This window comes from Polaromonas sp. P3_C2 (genome assembly GCF_056402675.1).
Genome location: NZ_JBFUGX010000005.1, coordinates 1 through 21,187, shown reverse-complemented (window position 1 = coordinate 21,187; position 21,187 = coordinate 1). Strand labels below are relative to the sequence as shown.

Annotated in this window: 17 protein-coding genes and 1 pseudogene; 17 read left to right on the top strand and 1 reads right to left on the bottom strand. The window is 65.4% G+C overall.

All coding sequences use genetic code 11. The features are described from left to right. The first annotated feature begins 21 nt into the window (after positions 1-21). From AC1DWI_RS00640 to AC1DWI_RS00565, 16 genes and pseudogenes are all read left to right on the top strand, one after another. Positions 22-891, top strand: a complete 870-nt coding sequence (locus AC1DWI_RS00640; protein WP_477669205.1) for an ABC transporter substrate-binding protein — start codon at positions 22-24, stop codon at positions 889-891. After that, a complete protein-coding gene (locus AC1DWI_RS00635; RefSeq protein ID WP_477669206.1) occupies positions 888-1,976 on the top strand; it encodes a FecCD family ABC transporter permease in 1,089 nt (362 codons plus the stop codon). The genes AC1DWI_RS00640 and AC1DWI_RS00635 overlap by 4 nt, the downstream gene beginning before the upstream one ends. A gap of 92 nt (positions 1,977-2,068) precedes the next feature. Beyond that, a pseudogene (locus tag AC1DWI_RS00630) lies at positions 2,069-2,491 on the top strand (ABC transporter ATP-binding protein); the annotation flags it as partial. Positions 2,492-2,785: 294 nt separating this feature from the next. Beyond that, on the top strand, positions 2,786-3,355 hold the full coding sequence (cobO, locus tag AC1DWI_RS00625; RefSeq protein WP_457280977.1) for a cob(I)yrinic acid a,c-diamide adenosyltransferase: 570 nt from the start codon (positions 2,786-2,788) through the stop codon (positions 3,353-3,355). A 4-nt stretch (positions 3,356-3,359) separates the two neighbouring features. Continuing rightward, a complete protein-coding gene (locus tag AC1DWI_RS00620) occupies positions 3,360-4,355 on the top strand; it encodes an ABC transporter substrate-binding protein (RefSeq protein ID WP_477697930.1) in 996 nt (331 codons plus the stop codon). A gap of 23 nt (positions 4,356-4,378) precedes the next feature. After that, positions 4,379-5,440, top strand: coding sequence for a cobalamin biosynthesis protein CobW (gene cobW / locus AC1DWI_RS00615; RefSeq protein ID WP_477669208.1), 1,062 nt, complete (start codon positions 4,379-4,381; stop codon positions 5,438-5,440). A 168-nt stretch (positions 5,441-5,608) separates the two neighbouring features. Continuing rightward, positions 5,609-9,427 carry a cobaltochelatase subunit CobN gene (gene cobN / locus AC1DWI_RS00610; RefSeq protein ID WP_477669209.1) on the top strand — a complete coding sequence of 1,273 codons (3,819 nt, stop codon included), beginning with the start codon at positions 5,609-5,611 and terminating at the stop codon, positions 9,425-9,427. After that, entirely contained in the window at positions 9,424-10,512 is a 1,089-nt protein-coding gene (locus AC1DWI_RS00605) for a magnesium chelatase ATPase subunit I (protein ID WP_477669210.1), read from the top strand. Before cobN ends, AC1DWI_RS00605 begins: the two co-directional genes overlap by 4 nt. Before the next feature lie 80 nt (positions 10,513-10,592). Further along, the gene (locus tag AC1DWI_RS00600; RefSeq protein WP_477669211.1) at positions 10,593-11,204 is read left to right on the top strand and encodes a vWA domain-containing protein; all 612 of its coding nucleotides are present in this window, start codon (positions 10,593-10,595) and stop codon (positions 11,202-11,204) included. 9 nt (positions 11,205-11,213) lie between these two features. Next, on the top strand, positions 11,214-11,618 hold the full coding sequence (locus AC1DWI_RS00595) for a DUF1636 family protein (protein ID WP_477669212.1): 405 nt from the start codon (positions 11,214-11,216) through the stop codon (positions 11,616-11,618). Between the two features lie 66 nt (positions 11,619-11,684). Further along, positions 11,685-11,876, top strand: a complete 192-nt coding sequence (locus AC1DWI_RS00590; protein WP_457280507.1) for a CbtB domain-containing protein — start codon at positions 11,685-11,687, stop codon at positions 11,874-11,876. Between the two features lie 25 nt (positions 11,877-11,901). Next, entirely contained in the window at positions 11,902-12,741 is an 840-nt protein-coding gene (locus tag AC1DWI_RS00585) for a CbtA family protein (protein WP_477669213.1), read from the top strand. 104 nt (positions 12,742-12,845) lie between these two features. Next, entirely contained in the window at positions 12,846-13,466 is a 621-nt protein-coding gene (gene bluB, locus AC1DWI_RS00580; RefSeq protein ID WP_477669610.1) for a 5,6-dimethylbenzimidazole synthase, read from the top strand. A gap of 7 nt (positions 13,467-13,473) precedes the next feature. Next, entirely contained in the window at positions 13,474-14,505 is a 1,032-nt protein-coding gene (gene cbiB / locus AC1DWI_RS00575; RefSeq protein WP_477669611.1) for an adenosylcobinamide-phosphate synthase CbiB, read from the top strand. Beyond that, complete coding sequence (locus AC1DWI_RS00570; protein WP_477669214.1) at positions 14,502-15,524, top strand: aminotransferase class I/II-fold pyridoxal phosphate-dependent enzyme; 1,023 nt, start codon at positions 14,502-14,504, stop codon at positions 15,522-15,524. Before cbiB ends, AC1DWI_RS00570 begins: the two co-directional genes overlap by 4 nt. Then, on the top strand, positions 15,521-16,975 hold the full coding sequence (locus tag AC1DWI_RS00565; protein WP_477669215.1) for a cobyric acid synthase: 1,455 nt from the start codon (positions 15,521-15,523) through the stop codon (positions 16,973-16,975). The genes AC1DWI_RS00570 and AC1DWI_RS00565 overlap by 4 nt, the downstream gene beginning before the upstream one ends. A 15-nt stretch (positions 16,976-16,990) precedes the next feature. Here the strand turns inward: AC1DWI_RS00565 and AC1DWI_RS00560 are convergent, their stop codons facing one another. Next, positions 16,991-17,485, bottom strand: coding sequence for a hypothetical protein (locus AC1DWI_RS00560; RefSeq protein WP_477669216.1), 495 nt, complete (start codon positions 17,483-17,485; stop codon positions 16,991-16,993). A 456-nt stretch (positions 17,486-17,941) separates the two neighbouring features. On the opposite strand from AC1DWI_RS00560, the gene AC1DWI_RS00555 reads away from it, so the two are divergent. Next, on the top strand, positions 17,942-20,560 hold the full coding sequence (locus AC1DWI_RS00555) for a two-partner secretion domain-containing protein (protein WP_477669217.1): 2,619 nt from the start codon (positions 17,942-17,944) through the stop codon (positions 20,558-20,560). Positions 20,561-21,187: the final 627 nt, after the last annotated feature.

Sequence of the window (21,187 nt, the reverse complement as noted above, 5' to 3'; positions counted from 1 at the left end):
CTGCCGCCCCGCGTCTTGGTAATGCTCGTTTTTGCGTTTGCCTTTACCTTTGGTCTGGCGGGTGTCGCTCGTGCCTTGCAGGTCACCGATGACCGAGGGGTCACCGTCACCTTGCCCGCCGCGCCGCAGCGTATTGTCAGCCTGCTACCTTCGCTGACGGAGACCGTGTGCGAGCTGGGCCAATGCCAGCGTCTGGTGGGGGTAGACCGCTATTCCAACTTCCCGGCCAGCGTGCAAAAGCTGCCTCAGGTCGGTGGCGGGCTGGACCCGAATATCGAGATGATCGTGGCACTCAAGCCCGATGTGGTGCTGATGGCCACCTCGTCGCGCGCGGGCGAAAGGCTACAGGCGTTGGGCATCAAGGTAGTGGCCCTGGAGCCCAAGCGCCATGCCGATGTGCAGCGTGTGATGCTCAAGCTGGGCCAGTTGCTCGATGTGCCCGATGCCGCGCGCATCTGGCGTGCGATTGACGTCGGTGTCTCCGCGGCGGCCCAGTCGCTGCCGGTCAGCGTGCGCAATGTGAAGGTCTACTTTGAGGTCAACCAGGGCCCGTATGCGGCGGGCGAGTCGTCCTTTATTGGTGAAACGCTCACGCGCCTGGGTGCCAAAAACATCGTGCCGGCCAAGCTCGGGCCGTTCCCCAAGCTCAACCCCGAATACATCGTTCGCGCCAACCCTGACCTGATCATGATCGGCCAGCGCAGCGCCGGCGGTTTGACAGCCAGGCCCGGCTGGCAAAGCATCCGCGCACTGCGCGAGCAGCGGGTCTGCATCTTTCCACCCGACGAGGCTGACATGCTGGTACGCCCCGGTCCGCGCATGGCTGAAGGTGCGCGCCTGATGGCCCAATGTCTGCTGAAAAATGCGCCCGCCCCGGGAGCCAAACCATGATGCAAGCTCGCGTTTTCTGGCTGGTCTGGGCCGGTGTGCTGGGGGCATTGGCTTTGGTGGCGTTGGGCATCTGTGTGGGCAGCGCGGGGCTGGAGAACCTCATTCGTCCGCTGCTCAACCCCGCACAGGACCCGCAGCAAACCGCCATGGCACAGCAAATCATCTGGCAGATCCGCCTGCCGCGCACCTTGGGTGCCTGGGCCGCCGGCGCCTTGCTGGGCCTGGCCGGTGCCGTAGCCCAGGGCCTGTTTCGCAACCCGCTGGCGGATCCGTATTTGCTGGGCAGCGCCTCGGGTGCTTCGCTGGGCGTGGCGCTGGCATTGGCCGCTTTGGGTGGGGGCGCCGGTATGTTGGGAGGATCGGTAGGAAGCATGATGAGTGGCGGCATGGCCGTCAGCGTGTTCTCCAGCAGCTTGTGGGTGCGTCTGGGGCTGACCGGTGCGGCGTTTCTGGGCGCGGTGTTCGCGGTGATGCTCACGCTGGTGCTGTCGCGCGGTGTGGGCCACACGCTGCGCCTGCTGCTGGCCGGTGTGGTGGTGGGCGTGGTGCTGGGTGCCATGACGCACCTGGTGCTGCTGTTCTCGCCCGAATCGTTGCAGGCCATGCAGGCCTTCATGCTGGGCTCGACCGCCTTTGTCGGTTGGACCTCGTGCGTGCTCATGGCCAGTGTCTGGGGCGTGTGTGTGCTGGCGGCGTGGCTGCTGGCGCGCGTGCTCGACGGCCTGAGCCTGGGCGACGCCACCGCCGTCAGCCTGGGCCTGCCCGTGGCGCCCATGCGGGCGGCGCTGGTGGCGGTGCTGGCGCTGGCCACGGGCACCGCGGTGGCCCAAACCGGGCTGATTGCCTTTGTGGGCCTGGCCGCGCCGCATCTGGTGCGCTCGGTGGTCAAGACCACGCACGCCCACCTGATGCTGCTCTCCAGCCTGATGGGTGGCGTGCTGTTGATGGCTGCCGACACGCTGGCACGCTGGCTGATTGCCCCGCAGGAATTGCCCGTGGGCATGCTCACCGCGGTGCTGGGCGGCGGCTACCTGTTGTGGTTGATGCATCGCAGCAGCAACCTGGGCGGAGGGCGCGCGGCATGAGAAATGCTATAAATTCAATAGCTGTTGGCGCAGACTCCATAAGGGCCAGCCTCGGAAATGGCTTGCAAAAGCAACACGTGCTGCACGGCATCAGCCTGGACATTGCAGCGGGCCGGTGGACCAGCATCGTCGGCCCCAACGGTGCGGGCAAGTCCACCTTGCTCAGGGCGCTGGCCGGCGTGCTGCCGCACAGCGGCAGTGTCACGCTGCTGGGCCAGCCGATGCAAAACCTGCCGCATCGTGAACGTGCCCGCCAGCTGGCCTGGCTGGGCCAAAACGAAACTTCTGCCGATGATTTGACGGTGTGGGACGTGGCCATGCTGGGCCGCCTGCCGCACCAGGCCTGGCTGGCGCCGCCCAGCGCTGCCGACCGTGCTGCGGTGGAGCAGGCTCTGCGCGCCACCCGCGCCTGGGACTGGCGCGAGCGCGCCCTGGGGCAGCTGTCGGGCGGCGAGCGCCAGCGTGTGCTGCTGGCCCGCGCGCTGGCAGTGCAAGCTCAGGTGCTGCTGATGGACGAACCCCTGGCCAACCTCGACCCGCCGCACCAGGCCGACTGGCTGGACGTGGTGCGTGCCCTGGTGGCTGAAGGAAAAACCGTGGTGAGCGTGCTGCATGAGATCACCATGGCGCTGCAAGCCGACACCATGGTCGTGATGGCTGAAGGCCGCATCACCCACCAAGGCGCCTGCGCCGATCTGGCCACCCACCGCGCACTGGAAGACGTATTTGACGGACGCATTGCCGTCCACCCCTTGCAAGGGCAGTGGATTGCGCTGCCCAAAGTGAACCATCCTGCAAAGAGAGCCCCCATGCAAATTGAAACCCCACCCGTCGATTACGAACGTGTCGTTCCCACGGCCGAGCGTCGTGGCCTGATCATGATCAATACCGGCCACGGCAAGGGCAAGAGCACGGCGGCCTTTGGTCTGGCCCTGCGTGCCCACGGCCGGGGCAAGGCCGTCAAGGTCTACCAGTTCATGAAGGTGCCTACGGCGCGCTTTGGTGAGCACCGCTTGTTCGAGCAGTTGGGTATTCCTATTGAAGGCCTGGGCGACGGCTTCAGCTGGAAGAGCCGCGACCTGGACCATTCGGCGCAACTGGCGCTCGACGGCTGGGCCAAGGCAGAAGCCACCATTCGCGCCGGCGAGCACTTCATGGTGGTGCTGGACGAAATCATGTACCCGCTGCGCTACGGCTGGATTCCGCTGGAAACCATCCTGACCTGCCTGCGCGAGCGCCCGCCGCATGTGCACGTGGTGTTGACGGGCCGCAATGCACCGGGTGAGCTGGTGGACCTGGCGGATACGGTGACGGAGATGACTTTGATCAAGCACCACTTCAAGGCGGGCGTGCCCGCGCAACGTGGCATTGAAGATTAGAAATATGGCCCCCACGCTTTTCACTTCGCCTTCGGCTCCGTGTAATGCGCTGCCCCCCGAGGGGGCGCTGCGCCTGCGGCCCGGCAAAGCCGGTTCCGCGGCCCCGGCTGGTGAAGAGGAATTCCGCTCACGTTTTGCTGCACGTATGGCATTGCGCCTGCTGCCCACGGTCTCGTTGCTGGCAGTTCTCGGGCTGCTCTGCAGCTTCGCGATGGCGCAGAGCTCGCAGCCGGTGTCGCGCATCGTCACGCTCGCGCCCTCGCTGACCGAAGCCGTGTGTGCGCTGGGCCGCTGCGCGCAGCTGGTGGGCACCGATCGCCACTCCACCTGGCCCGTTCCGGTACTGGCGCTGCCCAAGGTGGGCGGGCTGGAAGACGCGCAGGTCGAGCGCATTGTGACCTTGCGTCCCAATCTGGTCTTGCTGGGTCCGCGCAGCCGCGCGGGGGAACGCCTGCAGGCGCTGGGCGTGCCGGTGATGATGCTGGATGCCCGCACCCATTCGGATCTGAAACGCATGCTGGTGAAGCTGGGCGACACCTTGGGTGAACCGGCCCGCGCCAACGAACTGATAGTCCGTATCGACACCGAACTCGACATCGCCGCGGGCCGCATGCCCGCCGCATTGCGCGGGCGCAGCGTGTATGTGGAAGTGGGGGCAGGGTCGTCTGCCGCCAGCGAAAAAAGCTTTATTGGCGAGACCGTGGCCAGGCTGGGCCTGGTCAATGTGGTGAGCGGCGACCTGGGCCTGTTCCCCAGGATCAACCCCGAGCTGCTGCTGCGCCGCCCCCCCGATCTCATCATTGGCCCGCGCGCCACGCTGGCCAATCTGTCAGACCGCCCCGGCTGGAGTGCACTGCCGGCAGTGCGCCAGCAGCAGCTGTGCCTGCTGGATACTGAACGCATGGACCTGCTGTCACGCCCTGGCCCCCGCCTGGGCGAGGCCGCCCAGATGCTGGTGGAGTGCCTCAAGGCCCTGCCTCCCCGTGACGCGCCCCGTTAATTTTCTTTACCCGAGAGACTCTTATGCAAACCCGAAAAATTCCCGCCACCATCGTCACCGGCTTTCTGGGCAGCGGCAAGACCACGCTCTTGCGCCACCTGCTGGCCAACGCGCAGGGCCGTCGCATTGCAGTCATCGTCAATGAGTTTGGCGAACTCGGCATCGACGGCGAACTGCTGCGCGGCTGTGGCATTGGCTGCGACGAGAACGGTGAAGAAAATGGCCAGCTGTATGAGCTGGCCAACGGCTGCCTGTGCTGCACGGTGCAGGAAGAGTTCGCGCCCGTGATGGAGCAGTTGGCCAAGCGCCGTGACCAGATCGACCATCTGATCATCGAGACCTCTGGCCTGGCACTGCCCAAGCCGCTGGTGCAGGCCTTCCAGTGGCCCGCGCTGCGCAACACCTTCACGGTGGATGCGGTGGTGACCGTGGTGGACGCGCCTGCGGTGGCCGCCGGTGATTTTGCCGACGACCCGGTGGCCGTGGACGCCCAGCGCCGCGCCGACGACAACCTGGACCACGACTCGCCGCTGCACGAGTTGTTTGAAGATCAACTGGCCACGGCGGATCTGGTGATCGTGCACAAGACGGATGGGTTGACGGCCGAAGAATTGGTGGGTGTGGAAGCCGCCATCCGCGCCGAAACCTTGCCCGGTGTGAAGCTGGTGCATGCGCAGCATGGCCGCATCGATATTGGCGTGTTGCTGGGCCTGGAGCGCGCAGTGGAAGACCAGATCGACCAGCGCAAGACGCATCACGACGAGGAAGAAGACCACGACCATGATGCGTTTGACTCGGTGCAGGTGGCGCTGGACGTGACCGGCCGCGAAGCATTGCTGGCCGCGCTGCGCGATGTGGTGGGCCGCCACGAGATTTACCGCGCCAAGGGTTTTGTGGCCTTGCCCGGTGTGGCCATGCGCCTGGTGGTGCAGGGCGTCGGTACGCGCTTTGACAGCTACTTCGATCGCCCCTGGCGTGCGGATGAAGTGCGCCAGTCGCGCCTGGTGCTGATTGGTTCCGAGCTCAATGCGGCTGTGTTGCAGGCTGAGTTGAGTGCGGCGCTGGCGGCACCCGTCGCGGCTTGAATCCAAATGCACGCTGAAGCTTTAGTTTTGTGGCGGGCACAGGCCGACGGGGCACTCCGCTCCGCGGCTGTCCTCCGCCCTGCGGGCTCCTCCTTTATGCCGCTGCGCAGAGCGCCCCATCGACCTGCGCCAGGATGGACTGTTCAACCTTACCTTGTGAAATAAAACATGCATTTGCTCTCCACCCGCCCCGGCGGCCACGTTGAAGACGGTGGCCAGGGCGTGGTGCGCGTGGAGCAAACGCCGGGTGACATCGTGGTGCTCAGCGCGGCGGATACCACGCTGTCGCTGTTGGCCGATGCGGCGGGTGCGTTGCCCGAGGACTTTCCCACAGTGCGCCTGGCGAACCTGATGTGGCTGCGCCAGCCCGCGTCGGCGGACATGTATGTGGACGATGTGCTGCAGCATGCGCGCGTGGTGGTGATCGACCACCTGGGCGCGGCCAGCGACTGGGCCTATGTGGTGGAGCGCGTGCGCGAACTGGCACGCGAACGCGGACAGTGGCTGGCCCTGTTCTCGGGTGATGCGAGCGAAGACCTGCAGCTGCTGCTGCGCAGCACCGCCCCACATGAAGATTGCCGCCAGCTCTGGCGCTGCCTGCGCGAAGGCGGCCGTGACAACGCCCGCAACTTTTTTGAATTGATAGGCCACTCCGCTTTTGGCCTGGGCGCACGACCCACGCCGCCTGCGGCGCTACCACCGGCCTTGGTCTACCAGTCACCTGTGCCGCAGGCGTGGCGTGACGGAGCTCCTGCGGCGTTGCTGGTGTTCTACCGCGCCCATGTACAAGCTGGCAACACGGCGGTGTTTGATGCCATGCTGGCCGCACTCAACGCGGTGGGTCTCAATGCTGTGGCTGTGGCCGTGGACTCGCTGAAGAACCCTGCCAGCCTCGCGCTTTTGCAATCGCTGGCCGTACAGCACGGTGTGGGCGTGGTGCTGAACGCCACGAGCTTTGCGATCACCGCACTCGATGGCGACGACGTTGACAGCGTGGAGGGCGCACAGATGGAGCTTTTGGCCGGCGACGCACCCGTGCTGCAGCTGATCACCGCAGGCTGTGCGCAAGAACAGTGGGCGGCCGACCCACATGGCCTGGCGCCGCGCGATTTGGCGATGCAAGTGGTGCTGCCCGAGGTGGACGGCCGCATCGGCACCCGCGCCATCAGCTTCAAGGGCCTGGCCTGGCGCGATGAACGCACCGAGGTGGACGTGGTGCGTTACCAGCCCGAACCCGAACGCATGGCCTTTGTGGCTGAGCTGGCGCGCCGGTGGTGCGTACTTCGCGACAAGCCAAATTCTGACAAACGCGTCGCGCTGATCCTGGCCAACTACCCCAACGATGACGCGCGCCTGGCCAATGGCGTGGGCCTGGACACCCCGGCCTCCACGGTGGCCCTGCTGCGCGCCATGCAGGACGCAGGTTATGTCACAGGTGCCTTGCCCGAAGGCGGTGACGCACTGATCGCCGCGCTGATGGCAGGCGTGACCAACAACCTGGACGCGAACGATATCCGGCCGGCAGGCCAGAGTCTTGCCATGGCCGACTACCTGCAGGACTTCAACCAACTGGACGCTGCCAGCCGCGACGCAGTGAACGCGCTGTGGGGCTCCCCCGAACAGGACCCCATGGTGCGCAGCGGCCGCTTCATGGTCTCCGGCCTGCGCCTGGGGAATGTGTTTGTCGGCATCCAGCCCGCGCGCGGGCGAGACCTGGATTTGGTTGCCACGTATCACGACGCCGACCTGGTGCCCACGCACAACTACCTGGCGGTTTACTTCTGGCTACGCCGCCAGTTTGCGGTCGACGCGGTGGTGCATGTGGGCAAACACGGCAATCTGGAATGGTTGCCCGGCAAAAGCGTGGCGCTAGGCGCCAACTGCTGGCCCGACGCCATCCTGGGCCCGCTGCCGCACCTGTATCCCTTCATCGTCAACGATCCCGGCGAGGGCAGCCAGGCCAAGCGCCGCACGCAGGCCGTCATCATCGACCACCTGATGCCGGCCCTGACCCGCGCCGAAACCTACGGCCCGCTGCAAAAGCTGGAGCGGCAGATGGACGAGTATTACGAGGCCCTGTCACTGGACCCACGCCGCGCCCAACGCCTGCGCGTCGACATCCTGGAGCGCGTGCTCAGTGAAGGCCTGCATGCGGAGCTGGGTTTTGCCAAACCCACTGATGACGCCAGCCGTGAGGCGCTGCTGCTGCGGCTGGACGCCTACCTGTGCGAGATCAAGGAATCTCAAATCCGCGATGGGCTGCACATCCTGGGCACATCACCACAGGGCCGCCAGCAAATCGACACGCTGGTGGCGCTGGCGCGTTTTCCAGGTGGTACGGCCGCCGGCCAGCGCAGCTTGCTGATGGCATTGGCTCAGGATTTGAAGCTGGATAGTGTGGGCGGCTTCAGCGTGTTGAGCCCCGAATGGGCCGCACCTTGGGGCGGCCCATTCCCTCCGGTGTTGCAAGACATGAGTACCGAAGCCTGGCGTCACGCCGGCCATACACGCGAGCGGCTGGAGCTGCTGGCCCGCCAGCTTGTCGCTGACTACGTGGTGGCCCATGCACCCTGGGATGCCACTGCCTGGCCGCACACCGCCCCGGTGCTGCAACGGATGCGCCAGGTGCTGCGTCCGCGGCTGGACGCCTGCGGCCCGCAAGAGATTGCTCAATGCCTGCGCGGCCTGTCAGGCAAGTTTGTGTCCGCCGGCCCCAGCGGTGCACCCTCGCGTGGCCGGCCTGACGTGCTGCCCACCGGCCGCAACTTCTATTCGGTGGACACGCGCGCCGTGCCCACACAGACCGCCTACGCCATGGGCGCCGCGGCGGCTGAGCGCGTGATTGAGCGCCACCTGCAAGACCATGGCGAGATGCTGCGCTGCCTGGGCCTGTCGGTGTGGGGCACCAGCACCATGCGCACGGGCGGCGAAGATATTGCACAAGCCTTTGCGTTGTTGGGTGTACGGCCCAAGTGGGCCGACGGCAGCAGCCGGGTGGTGGACATTGAAGTGCTGCCCATGGCTATCAGGAACCGTCCGCGCGTGGATGTGACTTTGCGCGTGTCGGGTTTCTTTCGCGATGCCTTTCCCAATGTGATTGACTTGTTCGACACTGCGGTGCGTGCCGTGGCCGCGATCAGCGAAGAGGACGAGCCCGACGACGTGAACCCCATCCGCGCCCGTGTGCAGCGCGAAGCCGCTGAGGCAGAAGCCAAGGGATTGAGTGCGGAAGACGCCCAGCGCGAAGCCACCTGGCGCGTATTTGGCCCGCGCCCCGGCGGTTATGGCGCTGGTCTGCAGGAGGTCATGGCCAGCGGCCGCTGGAACGACGGCGCCGACCTGGCACAGGCCTATCTGCGCGCTGGCGCCTTTGCCTACGGGCAGGGCGAGCACGGCGTGGCCGCACGCGGCAGCTTTGAGCAGCGCCTTACCGGTCTGGACGCAGTACTTCACAACCAGGATAACCGCGAGCACGACGTGCTCGATTCGGACGACTACTACCAGTTCCAGGGCGGCATGGCGGTGGCAGTCGAACACCTGGCGGGCGCACCGGCCACGCTGTACCACGGCGACTTCAGTGTGCCCGGTGCGCCGCGCATCCGCACGCTGGGTGAAGAAGTGGCGCGCGTGGTGCGTTCGCGCGCCGTCAACCCCAAGTGGCTGGAAGGCGTGCGCCGCCATGGCTACAAGGGGGCTTTTGAGATGGCCGCCACGGTGGACTACCTGTTTGCATTTGACGCCACCACGGGCGTGGTGGGCGACCATCAATATGCGCTGGTGGCCGATGCTTATTTGCACGACGACATCAACCGCGCGTTTTTGCAGCAGCACAACCCCGGCGCGCTGCGCAGCATTGGCGAGCGCCTGTTGGAGGCCATGCAGCGCGGCCTGTGGGAGGCGCCGGGCGACCAGCGCGATCGCATCGAAGACCATTTGCTGGCGCTGGAGCGCCGGCTTGAAGAACACGGAGAAGGACCTTTGACATGAGCACGACCATGAACATTCCTGAACTGAACATTCCTGTTGAGCCCGCCACCCGCGCGGCCTTTCCATTCACCGCGCTGGTCGGCCAGCCGCAGTTGCAGCTGGCTTTGCAACTGGCAGCCATAGACCCCGGCATTGGCGGTGTGTTGATCAGCGGCCCGCGTGGCACGGCCAAGTCCACCGCGGCGCGTGCGCTGGCCGCGCTGCTGCCCGGTGCGCCCTTTGTCACCTTGCCGCTGGCCGCCAGCCTGGAGCAACTGGTGGGCGCGCTGAATGTGGAAGACGTGCTGCGCGACGGCCAGGTGCGCCTGGCGCCCGGGCTGTTGGCGCGCGCCCACAACGGCGTGCTCTATGTAGACGAAGTCAACCTGCTGCCCGACGCGCTGGTGGATGCGCTGCTGGACGTGGCCGCAAGCGGTGTCAACACGGTAGAGCGCGACGGCATTTCACAGCAGCATGCCGCACGTTTTGTGCTGGTGGGCACCATGAACCCGGAGGAGGGCGAGCTGCGCCCGCAACTGCTGGACCGCTTTGGTCTGTCGGTGGCGCTGGCCAATCCGGTGGATGCTGCAGAGCGCACCGCCATCCTGCGCGCCCGACTGGGCTTTGATGAAGATCCTGCGTCCTTGCGCGAGCAGCATGCGGAAGAACAACGCGCGCTCAGTGCCGCACTGGTGACGGCCCGTGCTGCGTTGCCAAGCTTGGCCTGGTCGGACGCGGTGCTGCACCATGCGGCGGCCTGCGCCATGGCGGCAGGCGTGGACGGCATGCGTGCCGACCTGGTGATGCTGCGCGCCGCGCGTGCGCTGGCGGCACTGCAAGGGCGCAACGAAGTAACTGTGGACGATGTGGACGCGGTGGCCGAGCTGGCGCTGGCACATCGCCGGCCCGAGGGCAGTGCGGGGCAGGCACCGCGAAATAGCAACGGATCATCCCAACCAACAAACAATCCAGAGCGCTTGCAAGACCAGCCGTCTGCGCCATCTTTACCGCCTGCGCCCCAAGGCGACTGGGGCGCGTTGCCTGCCCAGCCCGAAGGCACCACCAAGGTCCACGCGATAGCCGGGTGGCCGCCAAAAAAAGCCTAGGCCACCCCAGCGGCCGCCCGCGTAACGGGCCTGGCAGCTGGCGGTGGCCTCCGCCCCAACGCATTCCTTCATCAGGCGCCATGGCACGTGCCCACAGCGCGCCGCAGCGCAGCACGGCCATTGCCTGGCTGCCTACGGTGGTGGCCAAGGGGCCTGCGCCACTTCAACGCGAACACCTGCGCTACCAGCCCGTGGCGCTGCGCAGCAGTCGCCTGCATTGCATCGTGCTCGACACCTCGGGTTCCATGCGCCAGCGCGGCCGCTTGGCGCTGGCCAAGGGCCATGCGGCCTTCATGATTGAGCAGGCCGCGCGGCAGGGCGACGATGTGGCGCTGTTGCGCTTTGGCGGGCAGGGTGTGGAACTGCTGCTGCCCCCCGGCCGCGCTCGCGCCTCCGGCAGCCAGCGCCTGCGCCCCGTGGGCGGTGGCGGTGGCACACCGCTGGCCGAAGCCTTGGCCCAGGCCGACCGCCTGCTGCAACGCACGCTGCGCAAGAGCGGCCCCACGGAGTGCTGGCTGTGGCTGCTGACCGATGGCCGCACGCTGGAGCAACCGCAGGCGCCGTTGACCCCGCAGCATCTGGTGATTGTCGATTTTGACGATCCGAAAAAGAACCTGGGCCGCTGTGCCGCCTGGGCCATGCGCTGGGGCGCGGAGCACCGCCTGGCCATGGCTCCGGATTACCAACCGTAAAAGATCGTCATGTCCGACACCGAAATCATTGTCTGCACCACCTGCCGCCCGCCGGGCGCATCGCGTGAGCTGCCCGCCCATGGCCTGGCCTTGTTCGAAGCGGTTCAGGAAGCGCTGCTGGTGTGTGAGCTGGACACCGGGCTGCACAAGGGTCTTCAGTTGCGCGGCCAGGCGTGCATGAGCGGCTGCACCCGCGCCTGCACCGTGACCTTGCAAGCCCGGGGCAAATTCAGCTACTACTTTGGCGACCTGGCCCCCGATGCCGAGACCGCAGCCCAGGTGATTGCCTGCGCGCAACTGCACGTGCAGAGTGCCGACGGCAACCTGGCCCGCAACGCACGGCCCGATCGCCTGCGCAGCGGTATCCTTGCCCGATTGCCCCCTGTTGGTTTGAACGGCCTGGGCTCGACATGAGCGGCCAAATGCACTAAGTTTGTTTTTTTCACCACCCACCTTCCCACTTACCCCAAGGAGAACGCCATGACTGAACCAACGACGCTGACCCACAACCCTTCTCACACCCTGAATCCCGGCCTGGCCGTGCTGCGCCCGCTGCTGGGCGCCGCCGCGCTGGGCCTGGTGGTGCTGTACGGCGTGGCTTTTGCCGAGAGCCCGCTGGCCCACAACGCCGCGCACGATGTGCGCCACATCACCGTTAAACCCTGCCACTGAGCAGCACTTTCACCGGGAGACAGCTATGGTTTTTCAACGATTGATCTGGGCGGCGCTGGCCACTGCCGTGGTGGTGGGTAGCGTGCAAACCGGCGTGCAGCGCTGGCAAGCCGCCCCGCTGATTCTGGCTGCCGAGGTGTACGAGGAGCAAAAGGCAGAGGCTCCGGCGCCCGCCGCCGCTCCCGCTGCCCACGTGCATGCCGAAGGTACGGCGCCGCATGCGCATGAGCACGGCGTTGCCAAGGAATGGGAACCCGCGAACGGCGCCGAGCGCATTGGCTGGACCTGGGTGGCCAACATGCTGCACGCCTTCAGCATGGCGCTGCTGGTGTTTGCGGTGATGGGCGTGTGGCTTTACAAACGTGACGCACAACGCGGTGGCGTGGTGGCTTCACTGCGCCTGGCCGGCGTGGTGGCTGCAGCTGGCTGGTTGAGCTTTCACCTCTGGCCTTCGCTGGGTTTGCATGCGGAAGTACCCGGCATGGAAGCCGCGCCGCTGCAGGCCCGCCAGGTCTGGTGGGTGCTGGCAGTGAGCAGTGCGGCGGGTGCCTGCGCCATAGCCGGTTTTGTGCGCGCATCCTGGCGCTGGCTGGTGTCCGCAGCCTTGCTGGCGTTGCCATTTGTGGTGGGTGCGCCCAAGCTTCAAGGTGATGCCCTGGCCGGTTTTGGCCCCGAAGCCCATGCCGCTCTGGAACAACTCGGCACGCAGTTCATCTGGGCCACAACCTGGGTGTCTTTGTCGTTCTGGGTGAGCCTGGGTCTGGTCAGTGGTTTGGCCTTCCAGCGCTGGGTGCGTCCGGCTTTGCTGGTGGTACTGCAGCGTGCAGACGTACCCGTAGCGGGTGCGGTGCAAGCTCCTCAGTGAATGGTGTGACGGGCTTTGTCTCCGCCGTCGGGGCGGGCCCGGCCGATGCGGCCCGACCCGGCCACGCCTTCAGCGACACCGAGCAACAGGCGGTCTACCGTGCCATCTTCGAGCGGCGCGACATGCGCCACTTCAGCGGCGGCACGGTGGCTGACGATGTGATGCAGCGCCTGCTCTCGGCCGCGCACCACGCGCCTAGTGTGGGCTTCATGCAGCCCTGGCGCTTTATTCGCGTGCGCAATCGGCCCTTGCGCGAAGGTATTCATGGGCTGATTGAGCAGGAACGTGTGCTCACGGCCCAGGCCCTGGGCGAGCGCGAAGACGAGTTCATGAAGCTCAAGGTGCAGGGCGTGCTCGATGCTGCCGAGGTGTTGGTCGTGGCCTTGCCGCCAGGGCGCGAGCAGCATGTGTTTGGCCGCCGTACCCTGCCCGAAATGGATCTGGCCTCGGCAGCCTGCGCCATCCAGAACCTCTGGCTGGCCGCCCGTGCCGAGGGCCTTGGCATGGGCTGGGTCTCGATCTTTGACCCGCAGCAGCTGGGCGGGCTGTTGCAGATGCCTGAAGGCAGCAAGCCGATTGCGGTGTTGTGTCTGGGCCCGGTCCAGGCCTTTTATGACCAGCCCATGCTGCAGGCTGAAAAGTGGGCGCGCCGTGCCCCGCTGGTCGACATGGTGTTTGAAGACTGCTGGGGCCAGACCACCCCGCGTGAGCCGGAAGCCGGCTGAGATGTTTATGCAGTGGGCCAGTTTTCATGCCTTTGCCGTTCCTGCTTCCATGGCAGGGTACACGGCGTGCGTGCTCGGTGTGGTGCTGTTGCTGGCTTTGTGGGTAGACAAATCTTTCGGTGAGCCACCTACAGGTGTGCATCCGGTGGTCTGGATGGGAAACTACCTTCGGGCCTGCGGAAGCATTACCGTGCGCTGCCCGCCCGGGCCGGCTTTTTTCCTCGGCACACTGGCCTGGTGGGTGGGTGTGGCATTGGTGGGCGCAGCAGCCTGGGGGGTGCAGGCACTGGTGTTCTGGCAGCTGGCGGGCTACGTCGAGGCGCCTACCTGGGGCGCCGCCATCGACACTGCTCTGCTGGCCGTGCCGATGGCCTGGTTGCTCAAATGCATGCTGTCATGGCGCATGCTGCGCGAAGAAGTCGGCGCGGTCGAACTGGCGTTGGGCCAGTCGCTGGAAGCAGGGCGGGAGCGCCTCTCCTGGCTGGTAAGCCGCGACACCGCCCAGCTCACTGAAAGCCAGGTGCGGGAAAGCGCGATCGAGTCGCTGGCTGAAAACCTCAATGACTCTGTGGTGGCCCCGGTTTTCTGGTTTGCGTTGCTGGGTTTGCCGGGAGCGGCCATGTACCGCTTTGCCAATACGGCAGACGCCATGTGGGGTTACCGCGGCACCTACCGTGGCAAAAATTGGGAATGGGCCGGCAAGTGGGCGGCACGCGCGGACGACGTTCTCTCCTGGCTGCCGGCGCGCCTGACGGCACTGTTGCTGGCGTTGGCGGCAAGAGGGCTGAAGCTCAAGGCATTGCGCGAAGAAGCCTGCAAGACCCCGTCGCCCAACAGCGGCTGGCCCATGGCAGCCATGGCGTTGGCGCTGGGTATCTCGCTCGGCAAGCCGGGCGTATATACCTTGAACCCCCAAGGGCGGCCACCTGAAGCATCGGACACGGCCCTGGCCCAAACCCTGGCCTCGAAGGCGGTGTTCTCCCAGACCTTGGTTGCCGCCCTGGCGATGCTGTTGATGGCGCTGGTGGCATCGGCATGAACACCAGCTTGGTCACCACGCGCATTCACGGTGGGTCTGACGCACTGGGCGTGCCGCTATACGACTTTTCCACCAACAGCAATGCCTGCGGGCCTTGTCCTGCAGCGCTGGCTGCCGTCCGCCAGGCTGACGCCACCCGTTACCCCGACGCCGGCTACACGCAGTTGCGCAGGCAACTGGCGGCCTTTCACCGTGTCGATGAGGCGCGTGTATTGCTGGCGGCCAGCGCCAGCGAATTCATCTTTCGCATGACCACCCTGGCCGCGCAGCAGGGCGCACGCGCGGTGTGGCTGCCGCCGCACAGTTATGGCGACTATGCGCAGGCGGCTGTTGCGCATGGCCTGGTGGTGGCAAGCCAGCAGCACGATGCGCAGTTGCTCTGGGCCTGCGAGCCTTCCAGCCCGTTGGGTGCTGCACATCGCGGCCTGGGTGAGCTGGTTGAAGGTCAGGAAGTGTCGGCCCTCGTCGTGCTGGACCGCGCTTACGAGCCCCTGCGGCTCAGCGCTGCGCCTACGCTCACGCCGCAGCAACTGCAAACCATCTGGCAGCTGTGGACGCCCAACAAGGCGCTGGGACTGACCGGCGTGCGCGCGGCCTATGTCATCGCGCCTGGGGAACAAGAAGACAGCGTAGCCGCGCTGGAGCAGCTTTGCCCCTCGTGGCCGGTGGGCGCGCATGGCGAGGCCATGCTGCAAGCCTGGGTGAGCAAAGAGGCGCAGGACTGGCTCGCCGGCAGCCTCAATACTTTGCGCGAATGGAAAGCCCGGCAGATCAGTTTGTGCGAATCATTGAGCTGGCACTGCCTGCCCAGCGACGCTAATTTCTTCTGCGCCCAACCGGCCTTGCCCGAAGGCCTGAGCTTGCAGCAGGCGCTGTCAGCACTGCGCGCCCAAAGCATCAAGCTGCGCGACACGACATCATTCGGTTTGCCCGGCCATATGCGCCTGGGCGTGCAGCCGCCAGCCGCGCAGGATGCCCTGCACAACGCGTGGCAACAACTCTCCAGGACAAATTCATGAGTGCAAAAAGTGTCATGGTGCTGGGCACTACCAGCGGCGCCGGTAAAAGCTGGCTGACGACAGCGCTGTGCCGTTACTACGCGCGCCAGGGTTTGAAAGTAGCGCCCTTCAAGGCGCAGAACATGAGCAACAACGCAAGGGTCGTAGCGCAGGGTGAGATCGGCTCCGCTCAATACTTCCAGTCACTCGCCGCCAACGCGGTGCCTGACGTGCGCATGAATCCCTTGCTGCTCAAGCCCGAAAAAGACACACAAAGCCAGGTCGTGTTGATGGGCCAGGTCAACCCCGAACTCTCCCGCATGGAATGGCGCGGCCGCAGTGCCTCGGTCTGGCCGGTGGTGTCGCAGGCGCTCGATGAGTTGATCGCCGAAAACGACGTGGTGGTGATGGAGGGTGCGGGCTCGCCGGCCGAGATCAACCTCAAGTCCAGCGACATCGTCAACATGCGCGCTGCGCAGCATGCCAATGCGGCCTGCCTGCTGGTAACCGACATTGACCGCGGCGGCGCCTTTGCCCACCTGTATGGCACCTGGGCCATGCTGGACGAAGCCGAACGCAAACTCATCAAGGGCTTTGTGCTCAACAAATTTCGCGGCGACGCCAAACTGCTGGCGCCCGGCCCACAAATGCTGCAGGACATGACCGGCATCCCCACGGTGGCCACGTTGCCGATGTGGTGGCAACACGGCTTGCCCGAAGAAGACGGTGTATTTGACGACCGCAGTACCGCGGCAGGGGAAGTCTCCACCACGGTTGCCGTGATCGCCTATCCGCGCATCAGCAACCTCGATGAATTCCAGCCTCTCAAAAACGTGCCGGGCGTACGCTTGAAATGGGTGCGCAGCCCGGTCGACCTGGCCGGCGCCGACTGGATTGTCCTGCCTGGCTCCAAGCACACCAGCGGCGACCTGGCCTGGCTGCGCGCGCAGGGGCTGGACCTGGCCATTGCCGCCCACGCAGGGCAGGGCGGTGCGGTGCTGGGCATTTGCGGTGGGCTGCAGATGCTGGGGGAGGCGCTGATTGACCCGCATGGCATAGACGGCAACGCGCCGGGGCTGGGCCTGCTGCCGGTGGTCACCGTGTTTGAAGAAGATAAAACGGTGCGGCAGCGGCAAGCCCGCTTCGGTGAGGTAGATGGCGCCTGGGCAGCCTTGTCAGGCGTGGCCCTGCAGGGCTATGAAATCCACCACGGCCAGACCGCGCAGCACCCGGCGCTGGCCGCTGCGGGCGATACGGCCAGCGCGGTAATGGCCGACGGCCTGGCCTGGCAGAACATTCGCGGCAATGTGCTGGGCCTGTACCTGCACGGCATGTTTGAAGACCCGGCGGTGCTGCAGGCGCTGTTTGGCGCCACGGTGCCCACGCTGGACTCGGTGTTCGACGGCCTGGCCGATTACATCGGCGAGCATTTCACCCCCGGTGTTTTGCAGTCGCTGATCAGCGGCCGCTGAGCGCTCGCAAGGGCGCTAGCCCGGCATCCGCTTCAAGGGCCCGAAGCAGGCCTGCAGCGACTCTTCCTTGCACACTATGAGCTGATCCTGTTTGGGGCTGAACTGGATGAACCGCACGACCGGCGGGTCCGACGCTTCATGCAGGTCGCCTGAGCAGTCCCGCTTGCCATTGCTGTCGGTCACGGTGTCGGTGAGCCGGTAAAACCCCTGCGCACTCGGCGCTGCGGATATTTCGTAGTCGCCTCGCGTGACTTCTTCGCCGCTGGTGTTAAGCCGGGTGCCCTTGGCGCTGTATTGCCAGGTTTCGGTGCAGGCTTTTCCTGCCAGCGTCCAGCTCCAGGTGCCAACGAGGGGTTGGGGCGAGGGTACTGACGCAGGGGCGGGCGGTGTGGGCTTGGCCGTCTGCGCAGCGGCGAGGCCGCAGAACAAGGTGGCAAGGGCCAAACCGGTGAATTTGCGCAAGGGGTGGCTCCTGGCCATGGAATGGGGATAGCTGTGTGAAAACTTCATGGGGTGATTATGAAGAGGCCACAACGTGACTTCCCCTGCGCCGAGCCATCCCTTTGTCGCCAGGTGTTATTTCTTAAGAAAAAAAGCCCTGAGCCCAATGGGGATGGGCGCAAGCAGCTATAAAAATCATAGCGGACAGGGGCTTGGACCCTGGCGGCCCCGCCCCCTGCAGGTAACTCGCGCAGGGCTGTTCGGCCGCAATTCTTGAGTTTTACAGCAAAATCAGGCTGTAGCGCAGCAAGGACGAGCGCGAGCAGCTATCAAAACTGTAGCAAGTAGGGCTCCCAGGGCTGCGCCATGCGCGAAACCCAGGCTATCGCGCCGGTCCGGGGCGTCGTAATATGGCATTTGTCATGCGCGGCGCATGGGCCTGTGGCCCCAGATGGCAGGCCATCGCCGGCAGGAAAAGAGATATCCTGTGGGCATTGCCGCCCGTCCTGTCCCGAAAGGCTACAGATGAAAAGCCATGCCGGCATCAACCGCATTTACCGCTTCGTCTGGAACGCAGTGTCAAGCCTGTGGATAGCGGTTGCCGAAAACGCCAGGGGCCGCAGCAAGAGTGGCGCCCGACGCTGTGCCAGGCCAACGGGCGGCTTCACACTCAACGCCGCCTGCAGCGCTGCATTGCTCCTGCTTGCCGGAGGTGCCCAGCAGGCCCGGGCCGCAGACGCCGCCAGCGCCAGCGTGTCTGCGGGCGCCGCCAGCCTGGCCACGGTGGGCAACACCACCACCATCAACCAGTCCAGCCAGCGCGTGGCGATTGACTGGACCAGCCTGTCTACCCGTGCCAATGAAGCGCTGGTGTTCAACCAGCCCAACGCCCAGGCCATTGCGCTGAACCGCATCACCGGCAGCAGCCCGAGCGAACTGCTTGGCAGCCTCACGGCCAACGGCCAGGTGTTCATCCTCAACCCGAACGGCGTGCTGTTTGGTGCGGGCAGCCAGGTCAACGTGGGCGGACTGGTGGCTTCAACCTTGGGCATGAGCAATGCCGACTTCATGTCCGGCAACCATGTGTTCACAGGCTCGGTCGGCTCGGTTGTCAACCAGGGCACGCTGAACGCGGGGCAGGGTGGCTACCTCGCCTTGCTGGCGCCCGAAGTACGCAATGAAGGCGTGATGACGGCATCGCTGGGCACTGCACTTCTGGCCGCAGGCAACAAGGTCACGCTGAACATTGATAACGGCAGCCTGCTGGGCTACAGCATCGACCAGGGCGCCATTAACGCGCTGGCCGAGAACAAACATTTGATCCAGGCGAACGGCGGGCAAGTACTGCTTTCCGCGAAAGCCATGGACAGCTTGACCACGGCCACGGTGAACAACACCGGAATCATCGAAGCCAAAACCCTGCAGAACAAGGCCGGCCGTATCCTGCTGATGGGCGACATGGACACCGGCACGGTGAACGCAGGCGGCACGCTGGATGCATCGGCCCCCACGGGCGGTGACGGCGGCTTTGTCGAAACGTCCGCGGCACACGTCAAGGTGGCCGACGGCGCTGTCATCACCACGCTGGCCTCTGCAGGCGGTGGCGGCAACCACGGCACATGGCTGATAGACCCGACCGACTTCACCATCGCCGCGGGCAGCGGTGCGCTGACCGGCAGCGGCATAGGCGCGGGCACCCTGGCCGCCAGCCTCAACCTGGGCAATGTGGCGCTGGCGACCAACAATGCAGGCGGCACGGATAACGGCGACATCCACGTCAACGCGGCCTTCACCTGGAACGCGGGCACCACGCTGACCTTGAGCGCCTGGCGCAATATCAACATCAACGCGTCCATCACCTCGCAGCACGCCAACGGGAAGCTGGCACTGGAATACGGGCTGGGCGCCATCAATGCGGGGAACACTGCAACGTACAACGTGCGCGCGCCGGTCAACCTGCGGGCTGGCGACAACTTCAGCACCCGGCTGGGCAGCGACGGCGTCACGGACCCGTACAAAGTCATCACCAGCCTGGGCGTGGCAGGCAGCACCACCGGCACCGACCTGCAGGGCATCAACGGCAATCCCACCGGCAACTACGTGCTGGGCGCCGACATCGACGCGAGCGACACGGTGAACTGGAACGCCGGCGCGGGTTTCGATACCCTGGGTGGCGTTGGCGCACCAGGTATTTTTGAGGGCCGCTTCGACGGCCTCAACCACAAGATACGCAACCTCTTTATCAACCGTCCGGGCGACAACTTCGTGGGCCTGTTCGGCCTTACGCAGAGCACCAGCATCCAGAACCTCGGGCTGGTGGGCGGCAGCATCACCGGCGCCGACTTTGTGGGCGCCATCGCGGGGCAGGGCTGCTGCACCACCTTCAGCAATGTCTACAGCACGGCAACGGTGCAGGGCATTGACGAGGTTGGCGGCCTGGTGGGCGAACTCAGCCAGGGCGGCATCACCGACGCGTACGCCAGCGGCGCCGTGAGTGGCGACGACAAGGTGGGCGGGCTGGTCGGCAGCTCGCTGGACGGCATCATCACGCGCGCCTACAGCACCGGCCGCGTCACTGCTACCGGTATGGCAGGCGGGCTGGTGGCCGAACAGGTCGGAACGGCCGCGACAAACAACAGCTATTGGGACGTCAACACGTCCGGCCAGGGCAGCAGCGCAGGCGGCACCGGCAAGACCACCGCACAGATGATGCAGGCGGCCACCTTCACCGGCTGGGACATCACCACCCAAGGCGGCTCCACGGCCTCGTGGCGCATTTATGAAGGCCAGACCGGCCCGCTGCTGCGCAGCTTTCTGCAGCCGCTCACGCTGCCCGACACCAGCGTGGCCTACAACGGTGCGCAGCAGTCGGGCGCCGGTGCGCCGGGCGTCACGGCCGCCAGCGGCACCAACCCCGGCAGCTACTTCGCCTGGTCGGGCCAGGAAGGCTATGACATCACGGGTGGCACGCTGACGATTTCGGGTGGCAACTTCCTGATCGACGAGGCCTACCGCAGCGCGATGATCTACCTGGCCGGCGTGAACCGCTCCGCGAACCCCCGCATCGGCCCCAGCCCCGATGCGCAGGTCGATGCCCTGAGGGCAGCCGCTGCCGAAGCCGGCAGCACGGGCGAGAACGAGTAACTCTCAAGCGCATGCAGCGGCTTCCTTGGCTTCAGACCAGCAGGGGCCGCAGGCGCAGCGCCCCATTGGGAGGGGCAGCGCATTACACAAAGTGAAAAGCGTGGGGCTTTTCAGGTACAGGCGCTGACTGCCAGGCCGCCGTGCCGTCGAGCGCTGTACGCATAGCTCTGAATGCTATTGTTTTGATAGCTGCTTGCGCCCGTCTGTATTGCCTGAAGTCCTGGTTTCATGCTTAAAAATCGACCAAAAAATGCCTTTTTTGCATCTAACGAACCCAATGGGGCCGGAAAAACGGTGAAAAACTGCTTTTCAGGCAATTTTGGCTATTTTTTTAGCATTAAAAGTGCCTGTAAGGCAATGCAGACGGGCGCAAGAAGCTATTAAAAGCATAGCAAAATTTTTTGCCAGTGGGGCCCTGTGCCCGCATGGCCAGGCCGGTGTTCCGAAATGCCACACGCCGCCTTTTAACCATACATCCGGACGTTCAATTGGTGGATACTTATGGTTACATGCGCGAGCTGGCTGCTCGTCTTTTTTCCACCGCTCGCCCAGGCGGTAGCCGGATTTCCTGACCTTCCGAAAAGACTCCCATGAAAAGTCACGCCAGCATCAACCGCATCTACCGCC